This window comes from Sinorhizobium fredii NGR234 (assembly GCF_000018545.1).
In the GTDB taxonomy this organism is placed as follows: Bacteria; Pseudomonadota; Alphaproteobacteria; order Rhizobiales; family Rhizobiaceae; genus Sinorhizobium; species Sinorhizobium fredii_A.
The window spans coordinates 2,525,838-2,551,201 of record NC_012587.1 but is presented as its reverse complement, the minus strand read 5'-3'; the positions used below and the strand labels follow the sequence as shown (position 1 = coordinate 2,551,201).

Annotated in this window: 30 protein-coding genes; 22 read left to right on the top strand and 8 right to left on the bottom strand. The window is 64.0% G+C overall.

Annotated elements, in window-relative coordinates; all coding sequences use genetic code 11:
* The 4 genes from NGR_RS23425 (at position 1) to NGR_RS23410 (ending at position 2,276) form a co-directional block, all read left to right on the top strand.
* A complete protein-coding gene (locus tag NGR_RS23425; RefSeq protein WP_012708970.1) occupies positions 1-921 on the top strand; it encodes an energy transducer TonB family protein in 921 nt (306 codons plus the stop codon).
* 190 nt (positions 922-1,111) lie between these two features.
* On the top strand, positions 1,112-1,522 hold the full coding sequence (locus NGR_RS23420) for a DUF2325 domain-containing protein (RefSeq protein ID WP_012708969.1): 411 nt from the start codon (positions 1,112-1,114) through the stop codon (positions 1,520-1,522).
* A gap of 162 nt (positions 1,523-1,684) precedes the next feature.
* The gene (locus tag NGR_RS23415) at positions 1,685-1,957 is read left to right on the top strand and encodes a hypothetical protein (protein ID WP_012708968.1); all 273 of its coding nucleotides are present in this window, start codon (positions 1,685-1,687) and stop codon (positions 1,955-1,957) included.
* Between the two features lie 4 nt (positions 1,958-1,961).
* Positions 1,962-2,276, top strand: coding sequence for an antibiotic biosynthesis monooxygenase family protein (locus tag NGR_RS23410; RefSeq protein WP_012708967.1), 315 nt, complete (start codon positions 1,962-1,964; stop codon positions 2,274-2,276).
* Here NGR_RS23410 and NGR_RS23405 read toward each other — a convergent pair.
* Complete coding sequence (locus NGR_RS23405) at positions 2,252-2,644, bottom strand: DUF423 domain-containing protein (RefSeq protein WP_012708966.1); 393 nt, start codon at positions 2,642-2,644, stop codon at positions 2,252-2,254. The two genes, NGR_RS23410 and NGR_RS23405, sit on opposite strands and share 25 nt — an antisense overlap.
* 7 nt (positions 2,645-2,651) lie before the next feature.
* Entirely contained in the window at positions 2,652-3,044 is a 393-nt protein-coding gene (locus tag NGR_RS23400) for a globin (protein WP_012708965.1), read from the bottom strand.
* 141 nt (positions 3,045-3,185) lie between these two features.
* Between NGR_RS23400 and NGR_RS23395 the strand changes: the two genes are divergently transcribed.
* On the top strand, positions 3,186-3,746 hold the full coding sequence (locus NGR_RS23395) for a TetR/AcrR family transcriptional regulator (RefSeq protein WP_012708964.1): 561 nt from the start codon (positions 3,186-3,188) through the stop codon (positions 3,744-3,746).
* Positions 3,747-3,807: 61 nt separating this feature from the next.
* The gene (locus NGR_RS23390) at positions 3,808-4,137 is read left to right on the top strand and encodes a DMT family transporter (protein ID WP_012708963.1); all 330 of its coding nucleotides are present in this window, start codon (positions 3,808-3,810) and stop codon (positions 4,135-4,137) included.
* Positions 4,138-4,164: 27 nt separating this feature from the next.
* Here NGR_RS23390 and NGR_RS23385 read toward each other — a convergent pair whose 3' ends face one another.
* Complete coding sequence (locus tag NGR_RS23385; RefSeq protein WP_164924662.1) at positions 4,165-5,388, bottom strand: alpha/beta hydrolase; 1,224 nt, start codon at positions 5,386-5,388, stop codon at positions 4,165-4,167.
* 358 nt (positions 5,389-5,746) lie between these two features.
* Here NGR_RS23385 and NGR_RS23380 point away from each other — a divergent pair, with 358 nt between their 5' ends.
* The 6 genes from NGR_RS23380 to NGR_RS23355 are packed head-to-tail and all read left to right on the top strand — an operon-like array spanning position 5,747 to position 12,085.
* A complete protein-coding gene (locus tag NGR_RS23380; RefSeq protein WP_012708961.1) occupies positions 5,747-6,802 on the top strand; it encodes a dipeptidase in 1,056 nt (351 codons plus the stop codon).
* A gap of 46 nt (positions 6,803-6,848) precedes the next feature.
* A complete protein-coding gene (locus NGR_RS23375) occupies positions 6,849-8,489 on the top strand; it encodes an ABC transporter substrate-binding protein (protein WP_012708960.1) in 1,641 nt (546 codons plus the stop codon).
* Positions 8,490-8,530: 41 nt separating this feature from the next.
* A complete protein-coding gene (locus tag NGR_RS23370) occupies positions 8,531-9,574 on the top strand; it encodes an ABC transporter permease (RefSeq protein WP_164924439.1) in 1,044 nt (347 codons plus the stop codon).
* Entirely contained in the window at positions 9,571-10,503 is a 933-nt protein-coding gene (locus NGR_RS23365; protein WP_012708958.1) for an ABC transporter permease, read from the top strand. The genes NGR_RS23370 and NGR_RS23365 overlap by 4 nt, the downstream gene beginning before the upstream one ends.
* Entirely contained in the window at positions 10,500-11,333 is an 834-nt protein-coding gene (locus NGR_RS23360) for an ABC transporter ATP-binding protein (RefSeq protein ID WP_012708957.1), read from the top strand. The genes NGR_RS23365 and NGR_RS23360 overlap by 4 nt, the downstream gene beginning before the upstream one ends.
* Positions 11,330-12,085, top strand: a complete 756-nt coding sequence (locus NGR_RS23355) for an ABC transporter ATP-binding protein (RefSeq protein WP_012708956.1) — start codon at positions 11,330-11,332, stop codon at positions 12,083-12,085. Before NGR_RS23360 ends, NGR_RS23355 begins: the two co-directional genes overlap by 4 nt.
* Before the next feature lie 251 nt (positions 12,086-12,336).
* Here the strand turns inward: NGR_RS23355 and rfbC are convergent, their stop codons facing one another.
* Complete coding sequence (gene rfbC / locus NGR_RS23350) at positions 12,337-12,870, bottom strand: dTDP-4-dehydrorhamnose 3,5-epimerase (protein ID WP_012708955.1); 534 nt, start codon at positions 12,868-12,870, stop codon at positions 12,337-12,339.
* A gap of 102 nt (positions 12,871-12,972) precedes the next feature.
* On the opposite strand from rfbC, the gene NGR_RS23345 reads away from it, so the two are divergent.
* Genes NGR_RS23345 through NGR_RS23335 form a run of 3 tightly spaced genes read left to right on the top strand, consistent with a single transcriptional unit; the run spans position 12,973 to position 15,082 of the window.
* Positions 12,973-13,461, top strand: a complete 489-nt coding sequence (locus tag NGR_RS23345; protein ID WP_012708954.1) for an acyltransferase — start codon at positions 12,973-12,975, stop codon at positions 13,459-13,461.
* On the top strand, positions 13,461-14,291 hold the full coding sequence (locus tag NGR_RS23340; protein ID WP_012708953.1) for an NAD-dependent epimerase/dehydratase family protein: 831 nt from the start codon (positions 13,461-13,463) through the stop codon (positions 14,289-14,291). Before NGR_RS23345 ends, NGR_RS23340 begins: the two co-directional genes overlap by 1 nt.
* A gap of 14 nt (positions 14,292-14,305) precedes the next feature.
* Positions 14,306-15,082 carry a cephalosporin hydroxylase family protein gene (locus NGR_RS23335; protein ID WP_012708952.1) on the top strand — a complete coding sequence of 259 codons (777 nt, stop codon included), beginning with the start codon at positions 14,306-14,308 and terminating at the stop codon, positions 15,080-15,082.
* A 344-nt stretch (positions 15,083-15,426) separates the two neighbouring features.
* On the opposite strand, the gene NGR_RS23330 is transcribed toward NGR_RS23335, so the two are convergent.
* From NGR_RS23330 to rfbF, 3 genes are read right to left on the bottom strand one after another with little or no spacing between them, the layout of a single operon-like run.
* Entirely contained in the window at positions 15,427-16,659 is a 1,233-nt protein-coding gene (locus NGR_RS23330) for a class I SAM-dependent methyltransferase (RefSeq protein ID WP_012708951.1), read from the bottom strand.
* Positions 16,659-17,729 (bottom strand): CDP-glucose 4,6-dehydratase, encoded by a 1,071-nt coding sequence (gene rfbG / locus NGR_RS23325; protein WP_012708950.1) that lies wholly within the window; start codon positions 17,727-17,729, stop codon positions 16,659-16,661. Before rfbG ends, NGR_RS23330 begins: the two co-directional genes overlap by 1 nt.
* A complete protein-coding gene (rfbF, locus tag NGR_RS23320; RefSeq protein ID WP_012708949.1) occupies positions 17,726-18,493 on the bottom strand; it encodes a glucose-1-phosphate cytidylyltransferase in 768 nt (255 codons plus the stop codon). Before rfbF ends, rfbG begins: the two co-directional genes overlap by 4 nt.
* Before the next feature lie 232 nt (positions 18,494-18,725).
* Here rfbF and NGR_RS23315 point away from each other — a divergent pair, with 232 nt between their 5' ends.
* From NGR_RS23315 to NGR_RS23295, 5 genes are all read left to right on the top strand, one after another.
* Positions 18,726-20,165, top strand: coding sequence for an FAD-binding oxidoreductase (locus NGR_RS23315; protein ID WP_012708948.1), 1,440 nt, complete (start codon positions 18,726-18,728; stop codon positions 20,163-20,165).
* 54 nt (positions 20,166-20,219) lie between these two features.
* Positions 20,220-21,668 carry a pyridoxal phosphate-dependent decarboxylase family protein gene (locus NGR_RS23310; RefSeq protein WP_012708947.1) on the top strand — a complete coding sequence of 483 codons (1,449 nt, stop codon included), beginning with the start codon at positions 20,220-20,222 and terminating at the stop codon, positions 21,666-21,668.
* A 29-nt stretch (positions 21,669-21,697) separates the two neighbouring features.
* Positions 21,698-22,111 (top strand): EF-hand domain-containing protein, encoded by a 414-nt coding sequence (locus NGR_RS23305; protein ID WP_012708946.1) that lies wholly within the window; start codon positions 21,698-21,700, stop codon positions 22,109-22,111.
* Positions 22,112-22,179: 68 nt separating this feature from the next.
* Positions 22,180-22,539, top strand: a complete 360-nt coding sequence (locus NGR_RS23300; RefSeq protein ID WP_012708945.1) for a DUF488 domain-containing protein — start codon at positions 22,180-22,182, stop codon at positions 22,537-22,539.
* A 179-nt stretch (positions 22,540-22,718) separates the two neighbouring features.
* Complete coding sequence (locus NGR_RS23295; RefSeq protein WP_012708944.1) at positions 22,719-23,462, top strand: adenylate/guanylate cyclase domain-containing protein; 744 nt, start codon at positions 22,719-22,721, stop codon at positions 23,460-23,462.
* A 67-nt stretch (positions 23,463-23,529) separates the two neighbouring features.
* Here the strand turns inward: NGR_RS23295 and NGR_RS23290 are convergent, their stop codons facing one another.
* The gene (locus NGR_RS23290; protein ID WP_012708943.1) at positions 23,530-23,826 is read right to left on the bottom strand and encodes an antibiotic biosynthesis monooxygenase family protein; all 297 of its coding nucleotides are present in this window, start codon (positions 23,824-23,826) and stop codon (positions 23,530-23,532) included.
* A 290-nt stretch (positions 23,827-24,116) separates the two neighbouring features.
* On the opposite strand from NGR_RS23290, the gene NGR_RS23285 reads away from it, so the two are divergent.
* Entirely contained in the window at positions 24,117-24,605 is a 489-nt protein-coding gene (locus NGR_RS23285) for a hypothetical protein (RefSeq protein WP_012708942.1), read from the top strand.
* Between the two features lies 1 nt (position 24,606).
* A complete protein-coding gene (locus tag NGR_RS23280; protein WP_240545212.1) occupies positions 24,607-25,326 on the top strand; it encodes a hypothetical protein in 720 nt (239 codons plus the stop codon).
* Positions 25,327-25,364: the final 38 nt, after the last annotated feature.

The following is a 25,364-nucleotide window of genomic DNA, read 5'->3' as shown; positions in this document are numbered from 1 at the left end:
ATGAAGCACATCGTCAAATGGACCGGTGCGGTCGGTCTCTCGCTGCTGGCGCATGCCGGCGGAGCAATGTTGCTGGAGCCCAGCAAGGACGATTTTCAGATGGCCGGCGGCGCGGCGACCGAGGTCACGCTGCTCGGGAACGCCTTCGACGAGACGCTGCAGGCAGGCGATCCCTCGGACATCGTCGAACCCACCGAAGACACGCCGGAAGAGGTGAAGCCAAGCGAGGTTCCGCCAACGGAAGAGGCGGCGAAAGAGATTCCGCCAACGACGCCGGAGCGTGTCTCCGAGCAGCCGTCCGACATTGCGCCGATGGAAGCGGATGTCATCTTGCCGGCGGATGAAATGCCGGTGACCGAGGTCGCCGAGGCGCCGGTCACTGCCAGCGTCGCGCCTGTCGAAACGGTCGTTCCGGAAGAGAAGCCGGAGCCGGAGAAGATCGAGAAGAAGGTCGAGAAACCGGAGCCCAAGAAAGAGCCGATAAAGAAGAAGAAAATTACACGCAAGAAGGCCGGCGAGCGTGGCGAGCAGGCGAATACGCAGACCAAGGGCCAGGCGGACGGTGCGGAAAATGCAACGGCCAGCGCCGCCACGGGCGCAAGACTGAGCTCCGTGGCGCGTGAGGCGGGCAATGCCGCTGCCGACAACTACAAGGGCAAGGTTTATCGCAAGCTGAGTCGGGCGACACGCTATCCCGCCGAGGCCAAACGCCAAGGGCTGCGCGGCGTTGCCCACGTAAGCTTCACCGTCACATCCAATGGCGGGCTCGCCGGCGTCAGCCTTGCGAAAAGCTCGGGCTCGCCAATTCTCGACCAGGCAGCGCTCGATACCGTCCGTCGCGCCGCGCCTTTCCCGGCGATCCCGGCCGAGGCCCGGCGCGACAGCTGGCCGTTTACCGTTCCGGTTACATTCAAGCGGTAATTTCCTGCGGGGGCGGAGCGATCCGATTTGCCCGAAATTAATATGATTAAAAAACTCATGTTTATACTTTACTATGATTATCAAGTTTAATAAGTTGCCGCCGTCGCACAACCGTTCGGTGTGTGCCAACGAATTCTGATGGCGATCAGCGGCAGCAAGCCCGCGAATCGCCGACAAGACGGAGAGACGGATGCGCGGCAAACGGCACCAGAATGCAGGCAAGGGCGGCAAGGGCAAGGCGAGCGACGAAATCGCCGTTCAGCCCAATGGCGGCAAGGCGACGCTCGAGGGGCGCAGCTTCCTCTATGTCGGCGGCCGCGATTGCCAGGTTGCCCACTTGCGCCAGATCGCCAGCTCCTATGGGGCGGAACTCATTCACCATGACGGCGGTTTACGAGAGGCCGTATCGCGCATCGACCGGGTTCTTCCCTCGGTCGACTGCGTCTTCTGCCCCATCGACTGCATCAGTCACGATGCGTGTCTGCGCGTGAAGACGGGCTGCAAAAAGTGGGGCAAGGCCTTCGTGCCGCTGCGCAATGGCTCGAAATCGAGCCTGGAGCGGGCCCTTCAGGACCTGTCCACTACAGCGCCGCGCGTCTAATGAGACGCGCAAAGGCCGCTGTAGCACTTTGATTTGCTGCATGTCTTTGTCCTCAAATCGAGGTCGATTTAAGGAGACATGCAGTAACGGCGGCGAAAACTGAGCCTTTGACGCAAGCGACGGCGGCGATCCTTCCCCGTCTTCGTCGCACGGAGTATCGATATGAACGACGAACGTCCCGATCAAATGATGATGATCGGCCTTCACAAGCTGGCATCTCAACTCGGCGATGGGTTCGTGCCGGAGCTCTACGAGGTGTTGACGCGCCGCACACGCCTGCTGGAGGACAATCCCAACGTGACGGAGTTTCCGGCATGGCAGGCCCGCTCCCCGGTCCGCGAGCCGTTCGGGCTTGCACCATCGTCGAACGCCGTTATCCTGCCGTTCCCGCGCAGCGATGCCCCCACCTCGGAAAAGAAGGCGCGTGAAAGGTAGCCGTATGTTTGTCGCCATGAACCGTTTCCACGTTGCCGTCGGTCAGGAAGAGGCGTTCGAGGCCGTTTGGAAGGGGCGCGATTCGAGCCTTGCGGACATGCCCGGCTTCATCGACTTCCATCTGCTGCGCGGCGACAGCGTGCCGGACGCGGGCTACACGCCATTCATCTCGAAGTCGAACTGGGAAAGCAAGGACGCCTTCGTCGCCTGGACGAAATCGGAAAACTTCCGGGCCGCGCACCGCAACGCCGCCGACAACCGGTCCATGTATCTGGGGCCGCCGAAATTCGAAGGCTATACCGTCGTCGAGGGCGCCTGAGCCGTCTCTTTGGTCGGCAGGAACGCTCCCATGGCGACCGCGAGCCACCCGCCCATCATCATCAGGCCGCCGAGCGGCGCCGACATCGGAAAGAGGCCGTGGCCTGCGAAATGGCGCAGGGTGAGGTCTGCCGCGAAGATGGCGGTTCCGGCGGCGAGCAACAGGGCGGAGGCGGCCGCGGTACGGAAATGCGCCCAGCCGGCATGCAGCGCGACGAGTGCCGGCGCATGGGCGAGGCACATGGCGGACGCCCCGCCGAGCAGCCGCGGATCCGGGCCATGCGAGGCGGCTGCCGCGGCGGCGACCCCGAAAACGCCAATCAGGCCGGCAATGAAAAGCACGCTCCCACGCATTCCGCGGTTCGGCATTTGACGATCATTCCTTGTTCTGCATGTGATGGGCGAGCCGTGTGATCGGTTCGAGGATGACTTGCCGGAGCTGCGGGTGGATAACGGTTTCCTCGAGCGCGCGGGTGAAGCAGAGCAGCCATTCATCCCGCTCAGCCGGGCCGATACCGGCAATGAAGTGGCGCCGGCGCAGCATCGGATGGCCGCGCTTTTCCACATAGATCGGCGGTCCGCCGAGCCAGCCGGTCAGATATTCGTAGAACTTCTCCTCACTGCCGGAGAGATCCGGCGGATGCACGGCCCGGCAGCGGGCCGCCTCCGGCAAGCTGTCCATGAGCTCGTAGAATCGCCTTGTCAGGGCGCGGACAGCGCCATCGCCGCCGATCGCCTCGTAAAGCGTCGTGGTTTTCGTTTCCGTCATGATCCTGTCCTTTGCCGATTTCGTATAGCGGCTCGGCGCCGGGCACAATGGCTGCCCTTGGCTTGCGGCGTTTCATCGCGTCGTACGTCGCCTCATCTGAAAGGGCTTGACAAAACCGTCCAGACGGTATCTTTGTAGCGCATGACGAACGCCTATCAGAGAAAGAAGCAGCCGGAGCGGGTCCGCCAGCAATTGCTGGACGTCGCCGCACGGCTATCGCTCGAGCAGGGGATTGCCGCGGTCACACTTGAAAAGGTGTCGCAGGCGGCTGGGGTCAGCAAGGGCGGCCTGCTGCACCATTTCCCCAACAAGCTCGCTTTGCTGGACGGCCTATTCGACGAACTGATCGGCCGCTTCGACCGGGCGATCGAAGCGGCAATGGCGGACGACGAGGTGGATCAGGGGCGGTTCACCCGCGCCTATCTCACCGTCTGCTTTGCGCTCGACGCGGAAGCGGAAGGGCAGGGCTGGCGCGTGCTGACGATCGCGCTGCTTGCGGAGCCGCATCTGAAGGCGCGCTGGCGGGAATGGGTGGAGCGACGGTCGGGCGAGTTCGCCGCGACCGACGGTTCGCCGAATTGCCTTCTCGCCCGGTTCGCCGCCGATGGCATCTGGCTGGCCGACCTCATGCAGAGCCATGACATCGATGCGTCGGCTCGGACCGTCCTGCTCCGGAAGCTCAAGGCGCTTTCCCTGCAGTGAAGCCGCCGGCGACAGCCATCCATCTACTCCAACCTATCGGAGACGTGCCGTGAACCCCGCCATGCTCTACACCGTTCTGGTGATCGCCATCGTCTTCGAAGTGCTCGGCACCTCGGCCATGCAGGCGGCGCAGCATTTTACGCGGCTCGCGCCGACCGTGCTGATGGTGGTCTGCTATGCCGTCGCCTTCTTCTTCCTGTCCTATACGCTGCGCTACATTCCCGTAGGCATCGCCTATGCGCTGTGGAGCGGCCTCGGCATCGTGCTGATTTCAGGGGTGGGCTACATCACGTTCGGCCAGAAGCTCGACCTCGCGGCGATTCTCGGCCTGGCGCTGATCATCGCCGGCGTCCTGGTTCTCAATCTCTTCTCGAAGTCCACCTTCCATTGAGCCGGCGTTTCGACGCCGGCTCTGCGCTTACGGCGTGACGGTCGAACCGACGGTATTCCCCACCGATTGACCGAAACGACGCAGTTGAGCGTCGTAATTTCGCCGTGTGCGCGGATCGAAGATCATGATCGGCGTCGAAACGGCGACGCTCGCGGCGCTGCCGACGGTCTGCGCCGTGCCGAGCGCGACCGCTCCCACCCGTTCGCCAAGGCCGACATCCGAATCGGTCACGGTCTGTCCGGCGATCAGCCGGTTGCCGAGCAACTGCACGACTTCCGGGCTTTCGGCGAACTTGCCGTGGTTGAGCCTGTCGCCGCCCTTGAGCGCCGTCAGGTCGAGCACCGTGATGCCTGCCCTCTCGAGCTGGCTCCGATAGGGCTCGACCGAGGGGTCGATCTGCCCCAGCCGGTCGATATTGCCGGAGATCCGCCGCGAGAGGGTCAAGGCTCGGTCGTCGCGAGAGACGAAGAGCGTGAACTTCGGCCGCGACTTGCCCATGGCCTGCATCTGCTTTGTGAAGACATCGACGTCGAGATCGGGCGAGGCGAGAATGACGTCGGTGATCTTGGGGGCGACGCGGCCATCGCGGATCGCCATCTGCCGGAGCGCTTCGACGGTGACCCACGAGCCCATGGAATGCGCCATCAGGGTGATCTCGCCGACCGAAGGGTTCTTCGAGGCCCGCTGCAGCAGCTCTTCGAGCGCATCGCGCGAATAGTTGGTGCTCTCCTTGTCGTAGTTGTAGTCGAAGATGCTGGCGCGCGACGGCCAGGTGAAGATGACCGGGGCGACGTCGGCGCCGGAATCGTGGACGATCTGGGCGTAGCGGTAGACGGCGTCCTCGAAGCGGTTGTTGAAGCCGTGGACGAAGATCAGCACACGCCGGTTCTTCGGCAGATGGCCATTCAGCCAGGCCTGCGTCTCCGGCCCGGGCTCCAGCGGTTTGACGCTGACGGTGGAAAAATCGCGGCTCGGATCGGCCGGCAGCTTCTTCGGCCACTGCACCTGGCCGACCTTGCGGTTCTTTTCGGGAGGGATCGAGACGACGATTTCGGTCAGCGAAAGCTCCGGGGCGCGCTCGCCGCTGAAGAGGACGCCCGGCTCTTCGGACTGGGCGCGGGTGGTCGCCACCAGGAGGTCCACTTCCGAGGCGCCCGCGGCCGTGCCGGAGGGAACAAGGACACCGACCGGACGTCCGCCGCAGCCGGAGAGGGAAAGCATCAGCCCCACGCAAAGTAAGGCGCGGCCCATCCGCGCGGTCAGGCTTGCATCAGCGATCGACGGCACCCCGAGCCCCCTCTTGAGCACAACTCGCACCGGTCGTCATGACCGGCGACTATCGGACAGCGTTCGCTCTTCCCGGAAGGAATGGCAGATTTTTGTCGGTCAGGACACCCTGCCTGACGTTTTTTCTGATTCTCCCGGACTGCCGAGCCCCGGTCGATCTCCCTGGGCAGGCAACTTTTCGCTACAGGGCCTGACCCGGAAATCCCCCGGAAATTCATTGAAATGGCTGATGTCTTTCAATAGCATCGCCACATCCCTGACCGGATGCGGCAACGGCGAATGATCCATCCGATCTCCCTGAAATAACAAAGGAAACTTGGGAATGCAGGCGGTTTTCGACGGCCATAACGACGTGCTTTTGCGCCTTTGGCAGCATGCGCGCGGTGGAACCGACCCGATCGCCGAATTCGTCGAAGGGACGGACAAGGGCCATATCGATGCGCCGCGCGCCAAAGCGGGCGGCCTCGCCGGCGGCCTGTGCGCCATCTATATTCCATCGGGCGATCTGGTCTTGCGAACGCCGGACAGGAACGGCCACTACGCGACGCCTTTGTCCGAGCCGCTCGACCGCTTGCCGTCGCTGGTTACGGCGATCGAGCTTGCCGACATCGCCATGAGGCTTGACCGGGCCGGGGCCTGGCGGCTCTGCCGCTCGACCGGCGAAATCCACCGGGCGATCGCCGACGGCATCTTTGCGGCCGTCCTGCATATGGAAGGCTGCGAGGCGATCGGGCCGGACCTCGCCGCGCTCGAGACCTTTCATGCGGCCGGCTTGCGCTCGCTCGGACCGGTCTGGAGCCGCCACAATGTCTTCGGCCACGGCGTGCCCTTCGCCTATCCGTCGTCGCCGGACACGGGGCCGGGCCTCACCGAGGCCGGCTTCGAACTGGTGCGAGCCTGCAATCGGCTCGGCATCCTGATCGATCTCGCCCACATCACCGAAAAGGGATTCTGGGACGTGGCAAAGACCACCGACCAGCCGCTCGTCGCCAGCCATTCCAATGCCCATGTCCTGACACCGGTCGCCCGCAACCTCACGGACAGGCAGCTCGATGCCATCCGTGAGAGCCGCGGCCTGGTCGGGCTCAACTATGCGACGACCATGCTGCGCGCCGATGGCCAGGAAAATGCGGCGACGCCGCTCTCCGACATGGTGCGCCACGTCGACTACATGGTCGAGCGGGTCGGCATCGACTGCGTAGCGCTCGGCTCGGACTTCGATGGGGCGACGATTCCCGAGGAAATTGCCGATGCCGCGGGCAATCAGAAGCTCGTTGCGGCGCTCAAGGGCGCCGGATATGGTGACCGCGAGCTGACAAGAATATGCCGCGAGAACTGGCTGAGAGTTCTGGGGCAGGCTTGGCACGAGGCTACCTGAACCCATGAAGAAGAGCCCGAAAAGGGCTAAAAAGAGGGAAGCGCAAATGATGCATAAGCTCAATGGACGTTTTCGACTTCTGACTGCTTCCGCGGCGCTCGCGCTCGCGATGGGCGCCGCGCAGCCGGCCTTCGCCGAAACGCCGGCGGACACGCTGGTCGAGGGCTTCGCCTTCGACGACATCATCACCATGGATCCGGGCGAAGCCTTCGAGCTTTCGACGGCGGAAGTGACCAGCAACACCTACAGCCTGCTCGTCCGTCTCGACCTCAACGACACGTCAAGGGTGGTCGGTGATCTCGCCGACAGCTGGACGGTTTCCGATGACGGCCTGACCTATACGTTCAAGCTGAAGCAGGGCATGAAATTCGCCTCCGGCAATCCGATCACCGCCGAGGACGTCGCCTATTCCTTCGAGCGGGCCGTCAAGCTCGACAAGAGCCCGGCCTTCATCCTCACCCAGTTCGGGCTCAACGGCGACAACGTCACCGAGAAGGCCAAGGCGACGGACGAGCAAACCTTCGTCTTCACCGTCGACCAGCCCTACGCACCGAGCTTCGTGTTGAACTGCCTAACTGCCACCGTCGCTTCCGTGGTCGACAAGAAGCTGGTGCTCGAGCACGTCAAGCCGATGACGCCGACGGCGGAATACAAATACGACAACGACTTCGGCAATGAATGGCTGAAGACCGGCTATGCGGGTTCGGGGGCGTTCAAGCTGCGCGAGTGGCGCGCCAACGAAGTCGTGGTTCTGGAGCGCAACGAGGCTTATTACGGTGAGCCGGCGAAACTCGCCCGGGTCATCTATCGCCACATGAAGGAAAGCTCCGGCCAGCGGCTGGCGCTCGAGGCGGGGGATATCGATGTTGCCCGCAATCTCGAGCCGGGCGACTACGAGGCGGTCGGGAAGAATGCCGATCTCGCGACGACCAGCGCGCCGAAGGGCACGGTTTACTATATCAGCCTCAATGAGAAGAACGAGAAGCTGGCAAAGCCCGAGGTGCAGAAGGCATTCAAATATCTGGTCGACTACGACGCGATCGGCGCCACGCTGATCAAGGGCATCGGCGAGATCCACCAGAGCTTCCTGCCGAAGGGCGTTCTCGGAGCTTTGAACGAGAACCCCTACACCTTCGACGTTGCCAAGGCGAAGGAACTGCTGGCCAAAGCCGGCTATCCGGACGGCTTCACCGTCACCATGGATGTGCGCAACACGCAGCCGGTCACGGGTGTAGCCGAATCCTTCCAGCAGACGCTGGGACAGGCCGGCGTGAAGCTCGAGATCATTCCGGGCGACGGTAAGCAGACGCTGACCAAATACCGTGCCCGCAACCACGACATGTATATCGGCCAGTGGGGCATGGATTATTTCGATCCTCACTCCAATGCCGACACCTTCACCAACAATCCGGATAATTCCGACGCGGGTACGAACAAGACGCTCGCCTGGCGCAATGCCTGGGACGTTCCGGAACTCAGCAAAAAGACCAAGGAAGCGCTTCTCGAGCGCGACGGCGCCAAGCGTGCGGAGATCTACAAGGAACTGCAGAAGAGCGTTCTTGACGACAGCCCCTTCGTCATCATCTTCCAGCAGACGGAGGTCGCGGGCCTGCGAGGCAGCCTGAAGGGCTTCAAGCTGGGTCCGAGCTTCGACACCAACTACGTCTGGAACGTCTCCAAGGAATAGTCGAAAGGGCCGTTCCCTTGAGCATGAGCGATACAGTGCGAATGAGCGGGCGCCGACGCGCCCGTTCCCGCAAGGCCGTTGCCGCGGTGCTGCAGTTTCTCGTCGTCGTGGCGACCACCTATCTCGGTCTTCTTGCCGTCACCTTCTTCATCGGCCGCGTGATCCCGATCGATCCGGTGCTTGCCGTGCTCGGCGACCGGGCGCCGCAGCACGTCGTCGAGCGGACGCGCGAGGCAATGGGGCTCAACCTGCCCCTCTACCAGCAATTTTTCATCTATTGCCAACAGGCGCTTTCCGGCGATTTCGGGACCTCCGTCCTGACGACCAATCCGGTGATGACCGACATCCGCCGCGTTTTTCCGGCGACGATCGAGCTTGCGACGCTGGGGACGTTGATCGGCGCACTGATCGGCGTTCCTCTTGGCGTTCTTGCTGCGGTCAAGCGCGGCAGCATCGCCGACCAGATCGTCCGCGTCATCGGCCTCGTCGGCTATTCCGTGCCGATCTTCTGGCTGGCGCTTCTGGCACTCCTGGTCTTCTACGCGCGACTAAAGTGGGTCGCCTATCCCGGCCGCATCGACGTCGTCTACGAATACACCTTCTCGCCGATCACCGGCTTCTACCTCGTCGACGCGCTCTGGCAGCGGCAATGGGACGTGTTCCGGGACGTCTTCCGTCACATCATCCTGCCGGCCTCGCTGCTCGGCTATTTCTCGCTCGCCTATATCAGCCGGATGACCCGCAGCTTCATGCTGAACGAGCTGCAGCAGGAATATATCGTCGCCGCCCGGGCGAAGGGGCTTTCCGAGGCGCGGATCATCTGGGGCCATGCGCTGCGCAATGCGGCCGTGCCGCTCGTCACGGTGATCGCACTTTCCTATGCCGGGCTGCTCGAAGGCTCGGTACTGACCGAGACCGTCTTCGCCTGGCCGGGGCTTGGCCTCTACATCACCAATTCGCTGCAGAATGCCGACATGAACGCCGTGCTCGGTGGCACGATCATCATCGGTTCGGTCTTCATCGGCATCAATCTCCTGTCCGATCTGCTCTACCGGACGCTTGACCCGAGGACGCGCGCCCGATGAGCCTTGCCACGGAAACTCGCTCGATGACGCGTCGCGAATGGCTGCTCTCCGACCGGCCGCAATCGCGGCTGCAGGCGCGCCTCGGCCGCGCCTACATGACCTGGCGCCGCTTTTCGGCGAACCGCCTCGCGGTGGTCGGCCTGCTTATTCTCCTGGGCCTATGCTTCGTCGCCGCATTTGCCGATCTGCTCGCGCCGCATTCGCCTGTCATCGGCAATCTCGCCGGGGCGCGGCTCCTGCCGCCGGGCAGCGAGGGATACCTGCTCGGCACGGACGACCAGGGCAGGGACATCCTGTCGCGGCTCATCCACGGCTCGCGGCTGACGCTCGCCGTCGTCGTCCTCGTCGCCATCATCGCGGCGCCGGTGGGGCTGATCGTCGGCGCGGTCGCCGGCTATGCGGGCGGCTGGCTCGATGCGGTCCTGATGCGCATCACCGATATCTTCCTCGCCTTCCCGAAGCTCGTGCTGGCGCTTGCCTTCGTCGCGGCGCTTGGTCCCGGTATAGAAAACGCCGTCATCGCCATTGCGATCACCTCTTGGCCGCCCTATGCGCGGATTGCCCGCGCCGAGACGCTGACGGTGCGCAATTCCGACTATATCGCCGCCGTGCGCCTGATGGGCGCGTCGCCGGCGCGCATCGTCTTCCGCCACGTCGTGCCGATGTGCATGTCGTCGCTGATCGTGCGCGTGACCCTCGACATGGCCGGCATCATCCTGACGGCGGCGGGCCTCGGCTTCCTCGGCCTCGGGGCGCAGCCGCCGCTTCCCGAATGGGGTGCGATGATCGCCTCCGGCCGCCGCTTCATCCTCGATCAATGGTGGGTCGCGACCATGCCCGGCATCGCCATCCTGATCGTCAGCCTCGGCTTCAACCTGCTCGGCGACGGCCTGCGCGATGCGCTCGATCCGCGGGAGAGCGGCCAATGAGCGCTCTGTTGACGGTCGAAGATCTGCGCGTCAGCTTCCCGACCCGAACCGGTGTCGTCGAGGCGGTGCGCGGCGTCTCCTTCACCCTCGGGCGCGAACGCCTCGGCATCGTCGGCGAGAGCGGCTCCGGCAAATCGCAGACGGGCAGGGCGATCATGGGTCTGACGCCGCCCCATGCGCAAGTGACCGCGAAGCGGCTCGCCTTCGACGGGATCGACCTCCTCTCGGCGCCGCCGAAGCTTCGACGCGATCTTCGCGGCAACCGCATAGCCATGATCCTGCAGGATCCGAAATACTCGCTGAACCCGGTGATGAGCATCGGCAAGCAGATCGTCGAGACCTTGTGGCGCCATGAGAAGGTCGGCCGTTCGGAGGCCCGCAAGCGGGCGCTCGACATGCTGGCGGCCGTGCAGATCCGCGATCCGGCCCGCGTCTTCGATCTCTACCCGCACGAGGTCTCTGGCGGCATGGGCCAGCGGGCGATGATCGCCATGATGCTGGTCGCCGGCCCGGAGCTCTTGATCGCCGACGAGCCGACCTCGGCCCTCGACGTGACCGTGCAGCTCGAGGTGCTGTCGATCCTCGACAGGCTGGTTGCAGAGCGCGGCATGGGGCTGATCTTCGTCTCGCACGATCTGCGGCTCGTCTCGTCCTTCTGCGATCGGGTGCTCGTCATGTATGCCGGCAGGATCGTCGAGGAAATCGCCGCTTCGGACCTCGCCAATGCCAGGCATCCTTATACCCAGGGGCTTTTGAACTGCATGCCGGTGATCGGCGCCGACCGCCATCCCTTGCCGGTCCTCGACCGCAAGCCGGAGTGGGCGCTATGACGGTGGCCGTTTCCGTTGAAAACCTCAGCGTCGTCTTTGATGATTTCCGGGCGCTCGATACCGCCAGCGTAGAAGTCGAGGCCGGCGAATCCTTCGGTCTCGTCGGTGAATCCGGATCTGGAAAGTCGACGCTGCTCCGGGCGATCGCCGGGCTTGCCCCGGTCAGCGATGGCGCGATCCGGGTCGAAGGGCGGGAGCTCCACGGCACGCGCCGCGACAAGGCGTTCTATCGCGCCGTCCAGATGGTGTTTCAGGACCCTTATGGCTCGCTGCATCCGCGCCAGACCATCGACCGGCAGCTGATGGAGCCGCTGGCGATCCACGGCATCGGCGACGGCGAACGCCGCATCCTGAAGGCGCTCGACGAGGTGGGACTCGGCTCCGGTTTCCGCTTCCGGTATCCGCACCAGCTTTCCGGCGGCCAGCGCCAGCGTGTCGCGATTGCCCGGGCGCTGATCCTCGAACCGTCGATCCTGCTGCTCGACGAGCCGACCTCGGCTCTCGATGCCTCGGTGCAGGCGGAAGTGCTGAACCTCCTCGAACAGGTCCGCCGCGACCGCAAGCTGACCTTCCTCATGGTCAGCCATGACCTCGGCGTCGTTACCCATATGTGCGACCGCCTGGCGGTGATGCAGGCGGGACGCGTGGTCGAGCGGTTGTCGTCGGCCGACCTCGTCGCGGGCCGTATCGGCGAGGACTATACGCGCAACCTGATGGTGGCGAGCAAGGGGTTTCGGCGAAAGACGGCGTAAGGATCTTCGCCGCGATCCTCAGATATCGCGCAGAGCTGCGCGCCGAGCCGCCGAGGCCGGCACCCCCCTCTGCCCTGCCGGGCATCTCCCCCACCAGGGGGAGATTACGGAGGCGCCGCTACACTCTACTGCCCCGTGGCGCAGAAGGTTGGCTTTGCGTCGAGGAGAGGAGGCCGCAGCTTGCCGATCTCCCCCCTTGTGGGGGAGATGCCCGGCAGGGCAGAGGGGGGTATCGACACCCGCCTTCCCGATTAGAGCAGGCCAAAGGCCCGGTCGCGCTCGGACATCTGGGTCACCTCGAGCGGCCATTTGATGCCGAGGCGGGGATCGAGCGGGTTGAGCCCGCCTTCCGCGCCCGGCGCGTAAGGTTTGTCGTGTAGGTAGATAAGTTCGCATTCCTCCGCCAGCGTCTGGAAGCCGTGCGCGAAGCCGCCGGGGATCATCATAGAGCGGGCGTTTTCGGCGCTGAGGATTTCGCCGTGCCACTGGAGATAGGTGGGCGAGTCCGGCCTGATGTCCACGGCTACGTCGAAAACGGCGCCCGAAAGGCACGAGACGAACTTTGTTTCATCATGCGGCGGTCGCTGGAAATGCATGCCGCGGATCGCGCCCTTGATGCGGGTCAAGGTGTGGTTGATCTGCGCAATCGAGCCATCGCCGCCGAAATCGCGCAACTCGTCGCGGCAGAAGAAGCGCGAGAAGAAGCCGCGCTCGTCGCCCGCCCGCTTGCGCTCGATGACGACCAGACCGGCAAGAGGCGTGGGGAGGCGATTGAAGCGCGGCATGACATTCCTCGACAATGGTAGGTCCCTGCGCTTCTTGCACGATCAAGCGTTGACGCGGCAAGCGGTAACTGGAAAAGAGTGCCGAACGACTTTGGAGCCACCATGATCGACGTGCATCCGACGGCGAGGATCAGCCCGCTCGCAGACATCGAGGATTCCGTGCGCGGGACCCGGATCGTCGTCGGCGAAGCCTCGGTCATCGACAGCTTCGTCAAGATCAAGCCGGCCGGCGGCTCGGGTGACCTGACGATCGGCCGATTCTGTTATGTCAACAGTGGCTGCGTCTTCTACACGGGCAACGGCATTCGCATCGCCGACGACGTGCTGATCGCCGCCAATTGCACCTTTGCGCCGGTCAACCACGCCTTCAAGGACAAGGGTCGTCTGATCCGCGAGCAGGGCTTCGAGCCGAGCCGCGGCGGTATCGTCGTCGAGGAGGATGTCTGGGTCGGGGCGAATTCGGTGATCCTCGACGGTGCCATCCTCCGAAAAGGCTGCGTCATTGCCGCCGGCTCGATCGTGCGCGGCGAGGTCGAGGCCTACACGATCTGCGGCGGCAATCCGCTGCGGCGGCTCGGCGAGAGGTCGTGATGTTCACGGTTCTCGGCGGCTCCGGCTTCATCGGGCGCAATCTAGTCCGCCGGTTGCGCGAAACCGGCCATGTCGTCAATGTTCCCGCCCGTGCCGACCTGCCGCTTGCCGGCCGAGACCTCGGCCATGTGATCTACGCCATCGGCCTGACCGCCGATTTCCGCACTCGGCCCATCGACACGGTCGAGGCCCACGTCACTCTCGCGGCGGACATTCTGAGACGGAACGCGTTTTCTTCCTTACTCTATCTTTCCTCGACGCGGGTCTATGCAAACGGCACGGACACGCGCGAGACAGCCCAGCTGTCGGCGTCGCCCCTCAACCCCTCCGACCTCTACAATCTTTCCAAGCTGACGGGGGAGGCGATCTGCCTCGCCTCCGGGCGCGAAAACGTACGGGTGGCCCGGTTGTCGAATGTCGTGGGCCCGGATGAAGCACAGGCGGATACGTTCGTCGGGGCGTTGTGCCGGGAAGCGAAGGCGGGGCACATCCAGCTTCAGACGACGCTTACGTCGGCCAAGGACTATATCTGGATCGACGATGCCACCGATCTCTTGCTGAGGATCGCTGAGCAGGGGCGACACTCGGTCTACAACGTAGCAAGCGGCAGGCAGACGAGCCACGCGAACTGGTGCAGGGCCATCCAATCCCGGACGGGATGCACTGTCGCCGTGAACGACAGGGCGCCGACCGTTTCCCTGGCGCCGATTTCCATCGACCGGGTGCAAGACGAGTTCGCTTTTTCAGCCGCACCTGTGCTAGAGCGCATCTCTGAAATTCTGGGCGTGAGCGGATCGGGGTCTGATCTCGATCCGCGGCCTTCCACTTGAAGACAGGACCCGACATGGACCCTATCGAACAATTCCGCTCCGAACGGGCAGCCACGGTCGACGGTTACGGCCGCGACGGTGAATTCCAGGCACTTTCCGATCAGTGGCGCGAGGCCTCGATGGCGAAGCGCTACGTCTATAATTTCGACTGGCTCGGCCGCCCGATCATCCAGTATCCGCAGGATATCGTGGCGATGCAGGAATTGATCTGGTCGACCCGACCGGATCTGGTCATCGAGACCGGTATCGCCCATGGCGGCTCGCTGATCCTCAGCGCCTCGCTGCTCGCCATGCTCGACATGTGCGACGCGATCGAGGCTGGCGTTTCGCTCGATCCGAGCCAATCGAAGCGCAAGGTGATCGGCATCGACATCGACATTCGCGCCCACAATCGCGCAGCGATCGAAAGCCACCCGATGGCAAGCCGGATCCAGATGTTCCAGGGCTCGGCCATCGATCCCGAGATCGTCGCGCAGGTCCGCGAGGCGTCGGCAGGCTACAAGCGCGTCATGGTCTGCCTCGATTCCATGCATACCCACGCGCATGTGCTTGCCGAGCTCAAGGCCTATGCGCCCTTGGTGACGCCCGGCTGCTACTGCGTCGTGTTCGATACGTTGGTCGAGGATTTGCCGGCCGGCTTCTTCGAGGATCGCCCCTGGGACGTCGGCGACAATCCGAAGACTGCGGTGCACAGCTATCTGCAATCCCATCCGGAATTCGAGATCGACACGTCGGTTCACAACAAGCTGATGGTCACGGTTGCCCCGGACGGGTTCCTGAAGAGGCTGTGACCTGCGCCTACAGCCGCGTGTCTAGAACTTAAAAGGGAAAACCGGTGAACGGGTGTTGACACCCCCCTCTGCCCTGCCGGGCATCTCCCCCACAAGGAGGGAGATCGGCAAGATGCGAGCTTCCCATTTCCACTCTCCGACGACACGGGCTTCGCTGTAAGGCGTCGCAATGGAGCGAGGCGGCGCCTCCCCAATCTCCCCCCTTGTGGGGGAGATGCCCGGCAGGGCAGAGGGGGGTGTTACACTCCGCAGCTCGAAGGCGTTACTCCGCCCCGAATTGCCGGTCGCAGCAACGATGCTTCCGTCCCTCGACACTCCAGCCAATCCAAGTCGGATAGCCGCGCTCAGATCACCCGCACTTCCGGGATGGCGACGACGAAGCGGCCGCCCCAGCTGCGGATATAGGCATGGGCGCTGACGATCTCGTCGGTGAGGTTCCAGGGCAGGATGACCACGTAATCGGGCTTCGCCGCTTCGAGCTTGGCCGGCTCGTGGATCGGGACATGGCTGCCCGGCGAGAGCTTGCCCTGTTTCAGGTCGTTGCGGTCGACGATGAAGTCGATATCGGCCGCCGTCACGCCGCAGACATTGAGGAACGTGTTGCCCTTGGCCGCCGCGCCATAGGCGGCCACCCGCTTGCCTTCGCTCCTGGCTTCTCGCAGAAAGGTACGGAAACCCTCGCAAACGGCGGCGATCCGTTCGCCGAAGGCGATATAGGTCGCCATTTCGGTGAGCCCGGCCTTCGCCTCGTCGGCCCGGACCTTGGCGAGCCCTTCGGTTGCGACCCGGGTGCCGGTCGCTGGCTGGGCGTAGACGCGCAGCGATCCGCCATGGGTCGGCAGTTCTTCGACATCGAAGACCTTCAGCCCGCAGGCGGCGAAGATCCGCTCGACGGCGACGAGCGACAGGTAGGAATAGTGCTCGTGATAGATCGTGTCGAACTGGATGCCCTCGATCAGCCGCAACAGGTGCGGGAATTCGAAGGTCGCGACGCCATCGGCTTTGAGAAGGATCGCAAAGCCGCCGACGAAGTCGGCTATGTCAGGCACGTGGGCGAGAACATTGTTGGCGGCCGTCAGGTCGGCGCGGATGCCGCGGCCGACCAGCTCGTTCGCCGTATCGCGGCCGAAGAAGGCGACATGGGTCGGCACGTTGCGGCTTTCGGCGATCTTCGCGGCGTTGCCGGCCGGCTCGACGCCGAGCACAGGGATCCCGTTGGCGGCGAAATATTGCAGCAGATAGCCGTCGTTCGAGGCGACCTCGACGACCTGCGAGGTGCCGTCGAGACCGAAGCGTTCGGTCATCGTCTCGGCATAGCGCCGGGCGTGCTCCAACCAGCTCGTCGAGAAGGACGAGAGATAGTGATAGTCGGCGTTGAAGATCTCGTCGGCAGGCACCGTCTCGGTGGTCTGGACGAGCAGGCATTCCGAACAGACCATCACTTTCAGCGGAAAGGCCTTTTCGCGGGCGATCGCTGCCTCGGTCGGCTCGAGAAAAGAGTTCGACCAGGGCGTCGCGCCGAGATCGGCGACGACGGTTTCAAGCGGGGTCGCACAGAAGCGGCAGGAGTGAGACATCAGCGGCCTTTCGTGAATGCGTCGATCTGATCGAGCGTAAGTTCCAGCGGCGCCTTGCCCCGGCGCCAGCCGTCGTACCAGCGGGCGGTCCAGTCGATCGCCTGCTGCTGGGTGAACCGGGCGCGCCAGACGAGGCTCTCGGCCGCGAGCGCCGGGTCGAGGCCGAGCGTCTGCATCTCGCGCGGTTGCTTGAGCGACGAGACGTCGTCCCATTCGGGTTCGAGCCCCATTGCCGCCTGGATGGCGTTTGCCACATCCCGCACGGGGACCTGCGGCTCGGCGGGCGAGGGGCCGAAGTTCAGGGCATCGACGTCGCCGGCGCCGTCATAGAGCGCTTCGGCGAAGAGGAAATAACCGTTCAGGCAGTCGAGGACGTGCTGCCAGGGGCGCGTCGCGAGCGGGCTGCGGATGTTGAGCCTGGTGCCGGAGAGAGCGGCGCGGACGATATCGGGCACGAGCCGGTCGGCGGAAAAGTCGCCGCCGCCGATGACGTTGCCGCCGCGGGCCGTGGCGACACGGATGCCGCTCTCATGGAAGTAGGCGCTGCGCCAGGTCGCCACCGCGACCTCGCAGGCGGCCTTGGAGCCGGAATAGGGGTCGTGGCCGCCGAGCGTGTCGCTTTCCTGGAAATGCCGGCCGCTCTCGTCGTTGCGATAGACCTTGTCGGTGGTCACGACGAGGATCGCCTTGACCGAGGGCACCGCGCGCGCCGCTTCCAGCAGGCGGACCGTCCCCATGACGTTGACGTCGAAGGTCTCGGCGGGCGTCGCGTAGCTTTCGCGCACCAGCGGCTGGGCGGCCATATGCAGGATGATTTCCGGGTCGCACTTCCGTGTGACAGTGGCGAGCGCCTCGCCGTCGCGGATGTCGCCGAACTGCCCGTTCGGCAGGCCGTTCGCGTGCAGCAGCGCATGGAGCGACGGGTCGGACGCAGGCGGCAAGGCATAGCCGGTGACCTCGGCGCCCATCTTCGTCAGCCACAGGCCGGCCCAGCTGCCCTTGAAGCCGGTGTGGCCGGTCAGCAGGACGCGCTTGCCTCTCCAGAAATCGGGATCGGGCAGGCGGCTCATGACCAGAGCTTCCACGGCGCGCGGTTCTGCTGCCAGAGCTCTTCCAGCTGATTCTTGTCGCGCAGCGTGTCCATCGGGCGCCAGAAGCCGTCGTGCGGGAAGGCCATCAGCTCTCCGTCTCGCGCCAGCCCTTCGAGCGGCGCGCTTTCGAAGGCCACGTGGTCGCCTTCGATCCGGTCGAGGACGGAGCGGTTCAGCACGAAGAAGCCGCCATTGATGCGGCCGTTGTCGCCGGCCGGCTTTTCGGTGAAGCTCTTCACCTGTCCGGCCTCGATCGCGAGCGCCCCGTATCGTCCCGGCGGCACGACGCTGGTGACCGTCGCCTCGTGGCCGTGGCGAAGGTGGAAATCGGTGAGCGCGCGGATGTCGATGTCGGCCACGCCGTCACCATAGGTGAGGCAGAACGTGTCGCCGAGATATTCGCCGACGCGCTTCAGCCGCCCGCCGGTCATGGACTCAGGCCCCGTATCCACCAGCGTCACGCGCCAGGGCTCCGCCTTGCTCGAGTGGTAGATCGTCTCGCCCGTCGCCATGTCGAAGGTGACATCGGACAGATGCAGTATGTAGTTGGAGAAATACTCCTTGATCATGTAACCGCGGTAGCCGAGGCAGATCACGAAGTCGGAAAAGCCGTAGTGGCTGTAGATCTTCATGATGTGCCAGAGGATCGGTCGCCCGCCGATCTCGATCATCGGCTTCGGCCTCAGGTGGCTTTCCTCGGAGATGCGGGTGCCGTATCCGCCGGCGAGAATGACGACCTTCATGCCCAAACCTGCCTCTAGCAAATCTGCCGCCCGTATGGCCGGCGCTCCGGCGGTTCATTGGAGCATTTTCGGCGCGATTGCAACAATCGCGGTGCCGATGCCGGCTTCGCAAGGTCTGCCGGCTAACCCGAAATGAGTACCGGCCGCGGTGGGCGGCGTCGCTTGCCGGGGGGCCGGCAAAGGCGCAGAATGCCGCGCGCTGGGGCATGGTTCACCGAGGGAGGATCGAATCATGAACGATATGAGCCTCACCAATCTGCAAGCAGGAAAGACAACGATCAGCGCCGCGGCCATCGAGGCCCTTGCGGGGCGGCTGCGCGGCCGGGTGCTGGACGCGCGCGACCCGGCCTATGACGAGGCGCGCACCATCTGGAACGCGATGGTCGACCGCCGGCCCGGCCTGATCGTCAGGGCAGCCGGCGCCTCCGACGTCATCAACGCGGTACGGTTCGCGGCGGAGAACCAGTTGCTCGTTGCGGTGCGCGGCGGCGGGCACAATATCGCCGGCAATGCGGTCTGCGACGGCGGGCTGATGATCGATCTCTCGCCGATGAAATCGGTACGGGTCGACCAGACGACAAAGCGGGCCTGGGCTGAGCCGGGTGCCACGCTTGCCGATGTCGACAAGGAAACCCAGGCCTTCCGGCTCGTGCTGCCGACCGGTATCAACTCGACCACCGGCATTGCCGGCCTGACGCTCGGCGGCGGCTTCGGCTGGACCACGCGCAAATTCGGACTGACGATCGACAACCTGCTCTCGGCCGACGTGGTGACGGCAAATGGCGAGCTGGTGCGCGCCAGCCCGACGGAGCATCGCGACCTGTTCTGGGCGCTCCGGGGCGGCGGCGGCAACTTCGGCGTCGTCACGGCCTTCGAGTTCCAGCTCCACGAGCTAGGTCCCGAGGTGCTCGCAGGCCTTGTGGTGCATCCCTTTGCCGATGCGGAAAACGTCCTCCGGCAGTACCGGCAGGCCCTCGAAAATGCGCCGGACGAGCTCACCTGCTGGACGGTCATGCGGCAGGCGCCGCCACTGCCGTTCCTGCCGGAGGAATGGCACGGCAAGGAAATCCTTGCGCTGGCGATGTGCTACTGCGGCGATGTCGAGGCCGGTCAGAAGGCCACGGCGGGCTTGCGCGGGATCGGCAAGCCGATCGCCGATGTCGTCGGCCCCGCGCCCTTTGTCGCCTGGCAGCAGGCCTTCGACCCGCTGCTGGCGCCGGGCGCCCGCAACTACTGGAAGAGCCATGACTTCATGGAGCTTTCGGATCTGACGATCGGCATCCTCACCGACGCCATCCGGCAATTGCCCGGGCCGGAATGCGAGATCTTCGTCGGCCATGTCGGCGGTGCCGCCGGCCGGGTCGCCGCGGAGGAGACCGCCTTCCCACAGCGCAGTTCGCATTTCGTCATGAATGTCCACGCCCGCTGGCGCGAACCGCAGATGGACCGGGCCTGCATCGAATGGGCACGGCGGCTCTTCGAGGCGGCCAAGCCCCATGCCGCCGGCACCGCCTATATCAACTTCATGCCCGAGGACGAGGGCGACCGGGTCGAGGCCGCCTATGGCGGCAACTACGGGCGTCTTCTCGAAGTCAAGGGCCGCTACGATCCGCAGAACCTGTTCCGGATGAACCAGAACGTCCGCCCGGCCGGGCTGCGCGGCGCGGCATGAGCGGGGTCGACGCTCCATCGGCGGGCGTGACCCGAACGGGAGGAGAGGCGCCGCATGGATAACGGATCGGTCGGTGGCCTTTTTCGCCGCGCGGCAGAACATGCCGCACGGTTCCGCGACACTATTTCCGATCGCCACCAAAGGCCCGATGTCTCCTATCTCGGCTCGCTGGCGGTGTTCCGCGAGCCGGTTCCGGAGGAGGGGACATCCGGTGGCGAGGTGATCGACGATCTTGCCGTCAAGGCGGAGCCCGGGCTTCACGCCATGACCGGATCGCGGTTTTTCGGCTGGGTGATCGGCGGTTCGCACCCGGTCGGCGTTGCGGCAGACTGGATGACCAGCGCCTGGGGGCAGAATGCCGGCAACCACCACGCGACGCCGGCGGCCGCTGCGGCGGAAGCAGTTGCAGCCGACTGGCTGCTCGATCTACTCGATCTGCCGCGGGCAAGTTCCGTCGGTTTCGTCACCGGGGCGACGGTGGCGAACTTCGTTTGTCTCGCCGCGGCGCGCGGCGCGGTGCTGAGGCGTGTCGGCTGGGATGTCGAGGCGCAGGGTCTTTTCGGCGCGCCGCCGGTCACCGTGCTGATCGGCGACGACGCGCATGCGACAGTCTTTTCGGCGCTGCAATTTCTCGGCCTCGGGCATGACCGCCTCGTTCGGATCAGGACCGACGCCATCGGCCGGATCAGCGCACCGGCCTTCGCCGAAGAGGCGGCCAAGATTTCCGGCCCGTCGATCGTCATCCTGCAGGCCGGGCAGATCAATACCGGCGCGTTCGACGATTTCGCCGCGCTCATTCCGGTCGCCCGGCGGATCGGCGCCTGGGTCCATGTCGACGGCGCCTTCGGCCTCTGGGCGCGTGCCACCCCGGAGAAGCGGGCGCTGGCCGAAGCGGTCGATGGGGCCGATTCCTGGGCGACCGATGGCCACAAATGGCTGCAGACGCCCTATGATTGCGGCTACGCCATCGTCCGCGACGAGGAGGCCCATCGCCGGGCGATGACGATCGCCGCGAGCTATCTGCCACCGAGCTTTGAGGGCGAGCGGGACCCCAGCCATTTCGTGCCGGAGCTGTCGCGCCGCGCCCGCGGCTTTGCCACCTGGGCGATGATCAAGCATCTCGGCCGCCAGGGCATCGCCACCATGGTCGAGCGGCATTGCCGGGTTGCCGGCCAGATGGCCGAGCGGCTGAGCGGCGAAGACGGCATCGCCGTTCTGAACGACGTCGTGCTCAACCAGTTCATGGTCCGCTTCGGTGAGGGCCGGCCGGGCGAGCAAGCCGACCGGCTGACGCAACAGACGATCGAAAGGCTGCAGGCCGACGGCGTCTGCTTCGCCGGCGGCGCGACCTGGCACGGGCGAAAAGTGATGCGTGTTTCGGTCATCTCGTGGTTGATCGATGACGAGGCCGGGAAGATGGCGGCAGACGCCATCGTCGCCGCCTGGCGGGCTGTCAGAGAGACCGCCGCCACCGGCCCCGAATCGGCACGCCCGCCCAGTTAGATCTGGATCGAACGGAAGGAGGAAATCCCATGTCACCGATGAGATTGCCAACCGTGGCCGCCCTTGCGGTGCTGATGATCGTCAGCCCGTCGGGCTTTGCTGCCGCGCAGACGCCCGCACCGATGCCGCCGGCCGGGCAAATGCCCGATCAGGACCAGGACGCGCAGGCGGATCAGCCGGATATGCAGGGCAACGACGAAATGCGCGATGGCCGGCGCGGCGAGCGCATGCGCGACCGGATGCGGTACGGCCACAGGATGCGGGGAGGGATGATGCACCGGCAGATGATGAAGATCATGTTCGCCATCACCGATGCGGACAACGACGGCGCGCTGTCCTTCGAGGAGATCAGCACCATCCATAAGCGGATCTTCGACAAGGTGGACGTCAACCGCGACGGCAAGGCGACGCCCGAGGAGATCCAGGCGTACTTCCACAATTAGCGAAGCTTCGCTACGTTCGCCTGTTGCCGGGCGGTGACGACCGGACGGGACTTCCTTGCGGGGATCGGATGGCATCACTCAAGCTGAAACGCGTCTATGAGGCCCCGGAAGCCTCGGACGGAACGCGCATTCTCGTCGACCGCCTGTGGCCGCGCGGCATCGCCAAGGACAAGGCGCGGATCGACCTCTGGCTGAAGGACATCGCGCCGAGCGACGCGTTGCGCAAGCGCTTCCATGGCAAGCCGGAGGATTGGCAGGCGTTCTGCGAGGCCTATGCGGCGGAACTGGAAGGCGAGGGGCCGCAGGCGGCAGTGAAAGAACTGCGCGGATTTCTCAAGAAAGGGCCGGTGACGCTGCTCTATGCGGCGCGCGACGAGAGTCACAACAATGCGATGGCGCTGAAGCGGTGGCTGGAGGAGCATCGGTAAGAGTCTTTTCAGCCAAGGATTTGGGCTGGCTGGCAACTGTGACGAGCGCAGGAATGGAGGAGAAGACCTGCCGTACCGCAACCGACGAAGCGCAATACGTTTCTCTCGTGTACAGTGGTGCTTGAAAAGACGGCACGGCGCTGTAGCCGGAACGACCGAAAACCAGGAGGACCGTTCAGATGGATTCGACCGCTCGCATCTGCCGTGGCTGCTGGGACCAGATGCACGTGCCTATCCCGATCCGGGGTCCGCTGGCGCTTCCGTTTCGCGCCTTCGGCATCACCCGGAGCAAGATGAACCCGAACATCTGCACGATCTGCGAGCGCTCCTTTCGATACGTCAAGAAGCAGCGCCATATCTCTGACACCGCAACGATCCTGTTTGCCGACATTCGCGGTTTCACGCTCCTCTCGGAGAGGATGGACCCGGTCCTCCTGAGTGAAATCGTCAGCGCCTTCCAGGACCGATGCGCCCAGGCGGTCTGGGCTCACGACGGGATCGTCAACAAGCAGATGGGCGACGGCCTGATGGCGATCTTCAACTTCCCGATAAAGATCAAGCATCATGTCGACGCGGCGCTCGCGGCTGCACTCGACATCCAGCGATCCTGCACTTCGGCCCTTGCGAGCCTGGATTTGCGCCTTGATGGGCCTTCGCTCGAGGCGCTCGGCGTCGGCGTCGGGGTTCATACCGGTCAGGTGGAGATCGGCGAGTTCTCGACCTTCCGCAGCGACTTCACGGCGATCGGCAGTGCGGTCAATCTGGCCGCAAGGCTTGAATCCCAGGCGGCCGCAGGCGAGATATTGGTCTCGGTCGAGGCAGCGGTGCAGGCGCCGGACCTGATGGCCGGCACGCAAACGCGAAGCTTCACGCTCAAGGGCATCGACCATCCCGTGCCGGCGCACGTCTTGTTCAAGAGTTGATGCGTTCCGATCGCCTATCCTGCGAAGGCGCTGGACACGGGCGGCGCTGAACGAGCTTGCGCGATTTCTATTTCAACGAGAGGACAACCGATCCCGCCACCGGATCGGTCACGCCCAACCCGCCACCCAGGTCCTCGAGCGCCTCGCGGAAGCTGTCGAGCGTGGCAATCATCTGGGGCCGCGCCGCGGCCAGCGCCTCCATGCTCTCCCACTCGACGATGATGCAGTAGCGGCCTTCGCCGGTCTTGACGATATTGGCGTGACGCATGCCGGGCCAGGCCGCCGCGATGTTGCGGTGCGCATCGAGGAAGATGTCCTCCATGCCGGCCTTTACCTTGAATCGAACGACATTGAACGCGGTCATGATTGCCTCGGGTGAGTAAGAGGATGACTGCAATGGGGGGCAGGAAAAGTGCTGGTACGAGGGAGACCAACTTTCCCAAACTGGCCCGGGTTTTATTGCTTCAGAATAACGCGACCCGAGGTGCAGGAGAAGGTGGTAAAGGCACAGGGTCGAAATGTTTGCATCATTCCACAACGACCCAGTAAAAGATCTGCACAACTGCCTCGACAGTCGCCCAGTATGACGGCCACAACTTGACAGCGATTAAGGACTCGTCACGTCATTCCACTTTAACAGTTTGGGAGGTTGGGATGACCGCAAAGATTCGGATCAAGGCTGGGCCGGTGGAGTTCGAGTACGAAGGAGAGACTGAACTCGGCGTCGCAGACATTAAGGAGCTCTTTTCACACATAGAGACGCTCTTCAAGGTTCCGGTACTCGCCGAGGGTGGAGAGGGGAGCCATACGCCTCATCATGAGCAACCGGTACCCAGATCGAACGGTTATTCGCAGAAGCTTCACATCAATAGCGTCGCATCCAAGCTCAAAGCAAAAAGTGGAAGCGAGGTAGCTCTGGCGGCAGCCGCAACATTGCAAATCTTCGAGGGTAAGGAAACCTTCACCCGCGGTGAACTTCTCGACACGATGAAGAAGGCCACCATGCATTACAAGGAATCCATGTCCGGCAATCTGACCAAGGCGCTCGGCACGTTGATCGGATCGAAATTTAACCAGATCAGTGACGGCGTCTATTCGTTGAATATCGACGCGTTTACAGAGTTGGAAGCTCAGCTTGCTTGATGTGACGGTACTGAAGGAATGGCTTCATCGCGACCTGAGCAGTCGGGAGAAGCTGCTCCTCATACTCGGAGCATTCGACGAGCCGGCGAAGCTGGATGACATCCGAGACCGCGCCATCCAAGCCGGATTTCGCATCCCTAAGAAATGGAACCTGTCGGACATTCTCGGAAAGAGCGGAGGCATGGCGCTGCGATTGCCAGCCGGATGGGAGCTCTCCCAGTCAGGCAAGGCCCACCTTCAGGCGATGGGCGTGGGGCTCGCCAATTCTGCGGCCGTCCGGATCGCGGTTGATCTTAGAGGGCATCTCGACAAGATCAAAAACGCGACCACAAGGGCCTTCGTCGAAGAGGCCATCAACTGCTACGAAGCGGGTCTGCATCGGTCAGCTATCGTGATGTCCTGGATCGCGGCCGTGGATGTCCTTTATCATGAGATCGCAACCCACCACCTGCTGGCGTTCAACAAGGAAGCGAAAGCTGTCAACGTGAAATGGAAGGACGCTGTGAATGCAGACGGTCTTTCACGCATGGGAGAGTCCGACTTTCTCGAGCGGCTCGTTCCGATCGGCGTCATCGGCAAGAACGTCAAGGAAGAACTACAGAAGGCCCTCAAACTCCGAAACGGATGCGGGCATCCCAACAGTCTGAAGACCGGCCCAAACATGGTGGCAAGCCACATCGAGATGTTACTCCTGAACGTCTTCGAGACATTTTCTTCGTAGCGGACAGTGGATGCGAATGGTCGGCGAGCTCCGCTCGA

Excerpts from the sequence above, each read along its gene's own strand:
- NGR_RS23290 (WP_012708943.1), bottom strand. The coding sequence starts at position 23,826 with ATGACCGCGTTCAATGTCGTTCGATTCAAGGTAAAGGCCGGCATGGAG.
- rfbG (WP_012708950.1), bottom strand. The coding sequence starts at position 17,729 with ATGAGCCGCCTGCCCGATCCCGATTTCTGGAGAGGCAAGCGCGTCCTG.
- NGR_RS23415 (WP_012708968.1), top strand. The coding sequence starts at position 1,685 with ATGAACGACGAACGTCCCGATCAAATGATGATGATCGGCCTTCACAAG.
- NGR_RS23330 (WP_012708951.1), bottom strand. The coding sequence starts at position 16,659 with ATGTCTCACTCCTGCCGCTTCTGTGCGACCCCGCTTGAAACCGTCGTC.
- NGR_RS23410 (WP_012708967.1), top strand. The coding sequence starts at position 1,962 with ATGTTTGTCGCCATGAACCGTTTCCACGTTGCCGTCGGTCAGGAAGAG.
- NGR_RS23345 (WP_012708954.1), top strand. The coding sequence starts at position 12,973 with ATGATCGACGTGCATCCGACGGCGAGGATCAGCCCGCTCGCAGACATC.
- NGR_RS23390 (WP_012708963.1), top strand. The coding sequence starts at position 3,808 with ATGCTCTACACCGTTCTGGTGATCGCCATCGTCTTCGAAGTGCTCGGC.
- NGR_RS23360 (WP_012708957.1), top strand. The coding sequence starts at position 10,500 with ATGAGCGCTCTGTTGACGGTCGAAGATCTGCGCGTCAGCTTCCCGACC.
- NGR_RS23375 (WP_012708960.1), top strand. The coding sequence starts at position 6,849 with ATGATGCATAAGCTCAATGGACGTTTTCGACTTCTGACTGCTTCCGCG.
- NGR_RS23365 (WP_012708958.1), top strand. The coding sequence starts at position 9,571 with ATGAGCCTTGCCACGGAAACTCGCTCGATGACGCGTCGCGAATGGCTG.
- NGR_RS23355 (WP_012708956.1), top strand. The coding sequence starts at position 11,330 with ATGACGGTGGCCGTTTCCGTTGAAAACCTCAGCGTCGTCTTTGATGAT.
- NGR_RS23335 (WP_012708952.1), top strand. The coding sequence starts at position 14,306 with ATGGACCCTATCGAACAATTCCGCTCCGAACGGGCAGCCACGGTCGAC.
- NGR_RS23315 (WP_012708948.1), top strand. The coding sequence starts at position 18,726 with ATGAACGATATGAGCCTCACCAATCTGCAAGCAGGAAAGACAACGATC.
- NGR_RS23420 (WP_012708969.1), top strand. The coding sequence starts at position 1,112 with ATGCGCGGCAAACGGCACCAGAATGCAGGCAAGGGCGGCAAGGGCAAG.
- NGR_RS23305 (WP_012708946.1), top strand. The coding sequence starts at position 21,698 with ATGTCACCGATGAGATTGCCAACCGTGGCCGCCCTTGCGGTGCTGATG.
- NGR_RS23385 (WP_164924662.1), bottom strand. The coding sequence starts at position 5,388 with ATGGGCCGCGCCTTACTTTGCGTGGGGCTGATGCTTTCCCTCTCCGGC.
- NGR_RS23300 (WP_012708945.1), top strand. The coding sequence starts at position 22,180 with ATGGCATCACTCAAGCTGAAACGCGTCTATGAGGCCCCGGAAGCCTCG.
- rfbC (WP_012708955.1), bottom strand. The coding sequence starts at position 12,870 with ATGCCGCGCTTCAATCGCCTCCCCACGCCTCTTGCCGGTCTGGTCGTC.
- NGR_RS23380 (WP_012708961.1), top strand. The coding sequence starts at position 5,747 with ATGCAGGCGGTTTTCGACGGCCATAACGACGTGCTTTTGCGCCTTTGG.
- NGR_RS23370 (WP_164924439.1), top strand. The coding sequence starts at position 8,531 with ATGAGCGGGCGCCGACGCGCCCGTTCCCGCAAGGCCGTTGCCGCGGTG.
- NGR_RS23285 (WP_012708942.1), top strand. The coding sequence starts at position 24,117 with ATGACCGCAAAGATTCGGATCAAGGCTGGGCCGGTGGAGTTCGAGTAC.
- NGR_RS23295 (WP_012708944.1), top strand. The coding sequence starts at position 22,719 with ATGGATTCGACCGCTCGCATCTGCCGTGGCTGCTGGGACCAGATGCAC.
- NGR_RS23400 (WP_012708965.1), bottom strand. The coding sequence starts at position 3,044 with ATGACGGAAACGAAAACCACGACGCTTTACGAGGCGATCGGCGGCGAT.
- NGR_RS23425 (WP_012708970.1), top strand. The coding sequence starts at position 1 with ATGAAGCACATCGTCAAATGGACCGGTGCGGTCGGTCTCTCGCTGCTG.
- rfbF (WP_012708949.1), bottom strand. The coding sequence starts at position 18,493 with ATGAAGGTCGTCATTCTCGCCGGCGGATACGGCACCCGCATCTCCGAG.
- NGR_RS23405 (WP_012708966.1), bottom strand. The coding sequence starts at position 2,644 with ATGCCGAACCGCGGAATGCGTGGGAGCGTGCTTTTCATTGCCGGCCTG.
- NGR_RS23310 (WP_012708947.1), top strand. The coding sequence starts at position 20,220 with ATGGATAACGGATCGGTCGGTGGCCTTTTTCGCCGCGCGGCAGAACAT.
- NGR_RS23340 (WP_012708953.1), top strand. The coding sequence starts at position 13,461 with ATGTTCACGGTTCTCGGCGGCTCCGGCTTCATCGGGCGCAATCTAGTC.
- NGR_RS23395 (WP_012708964.1), top strand. The coding sequence starts at position 3,186 with ATGACGAACGCCTATCAGAGAAAGAAGCAGCCGGAGCGGGTCCGCCAG.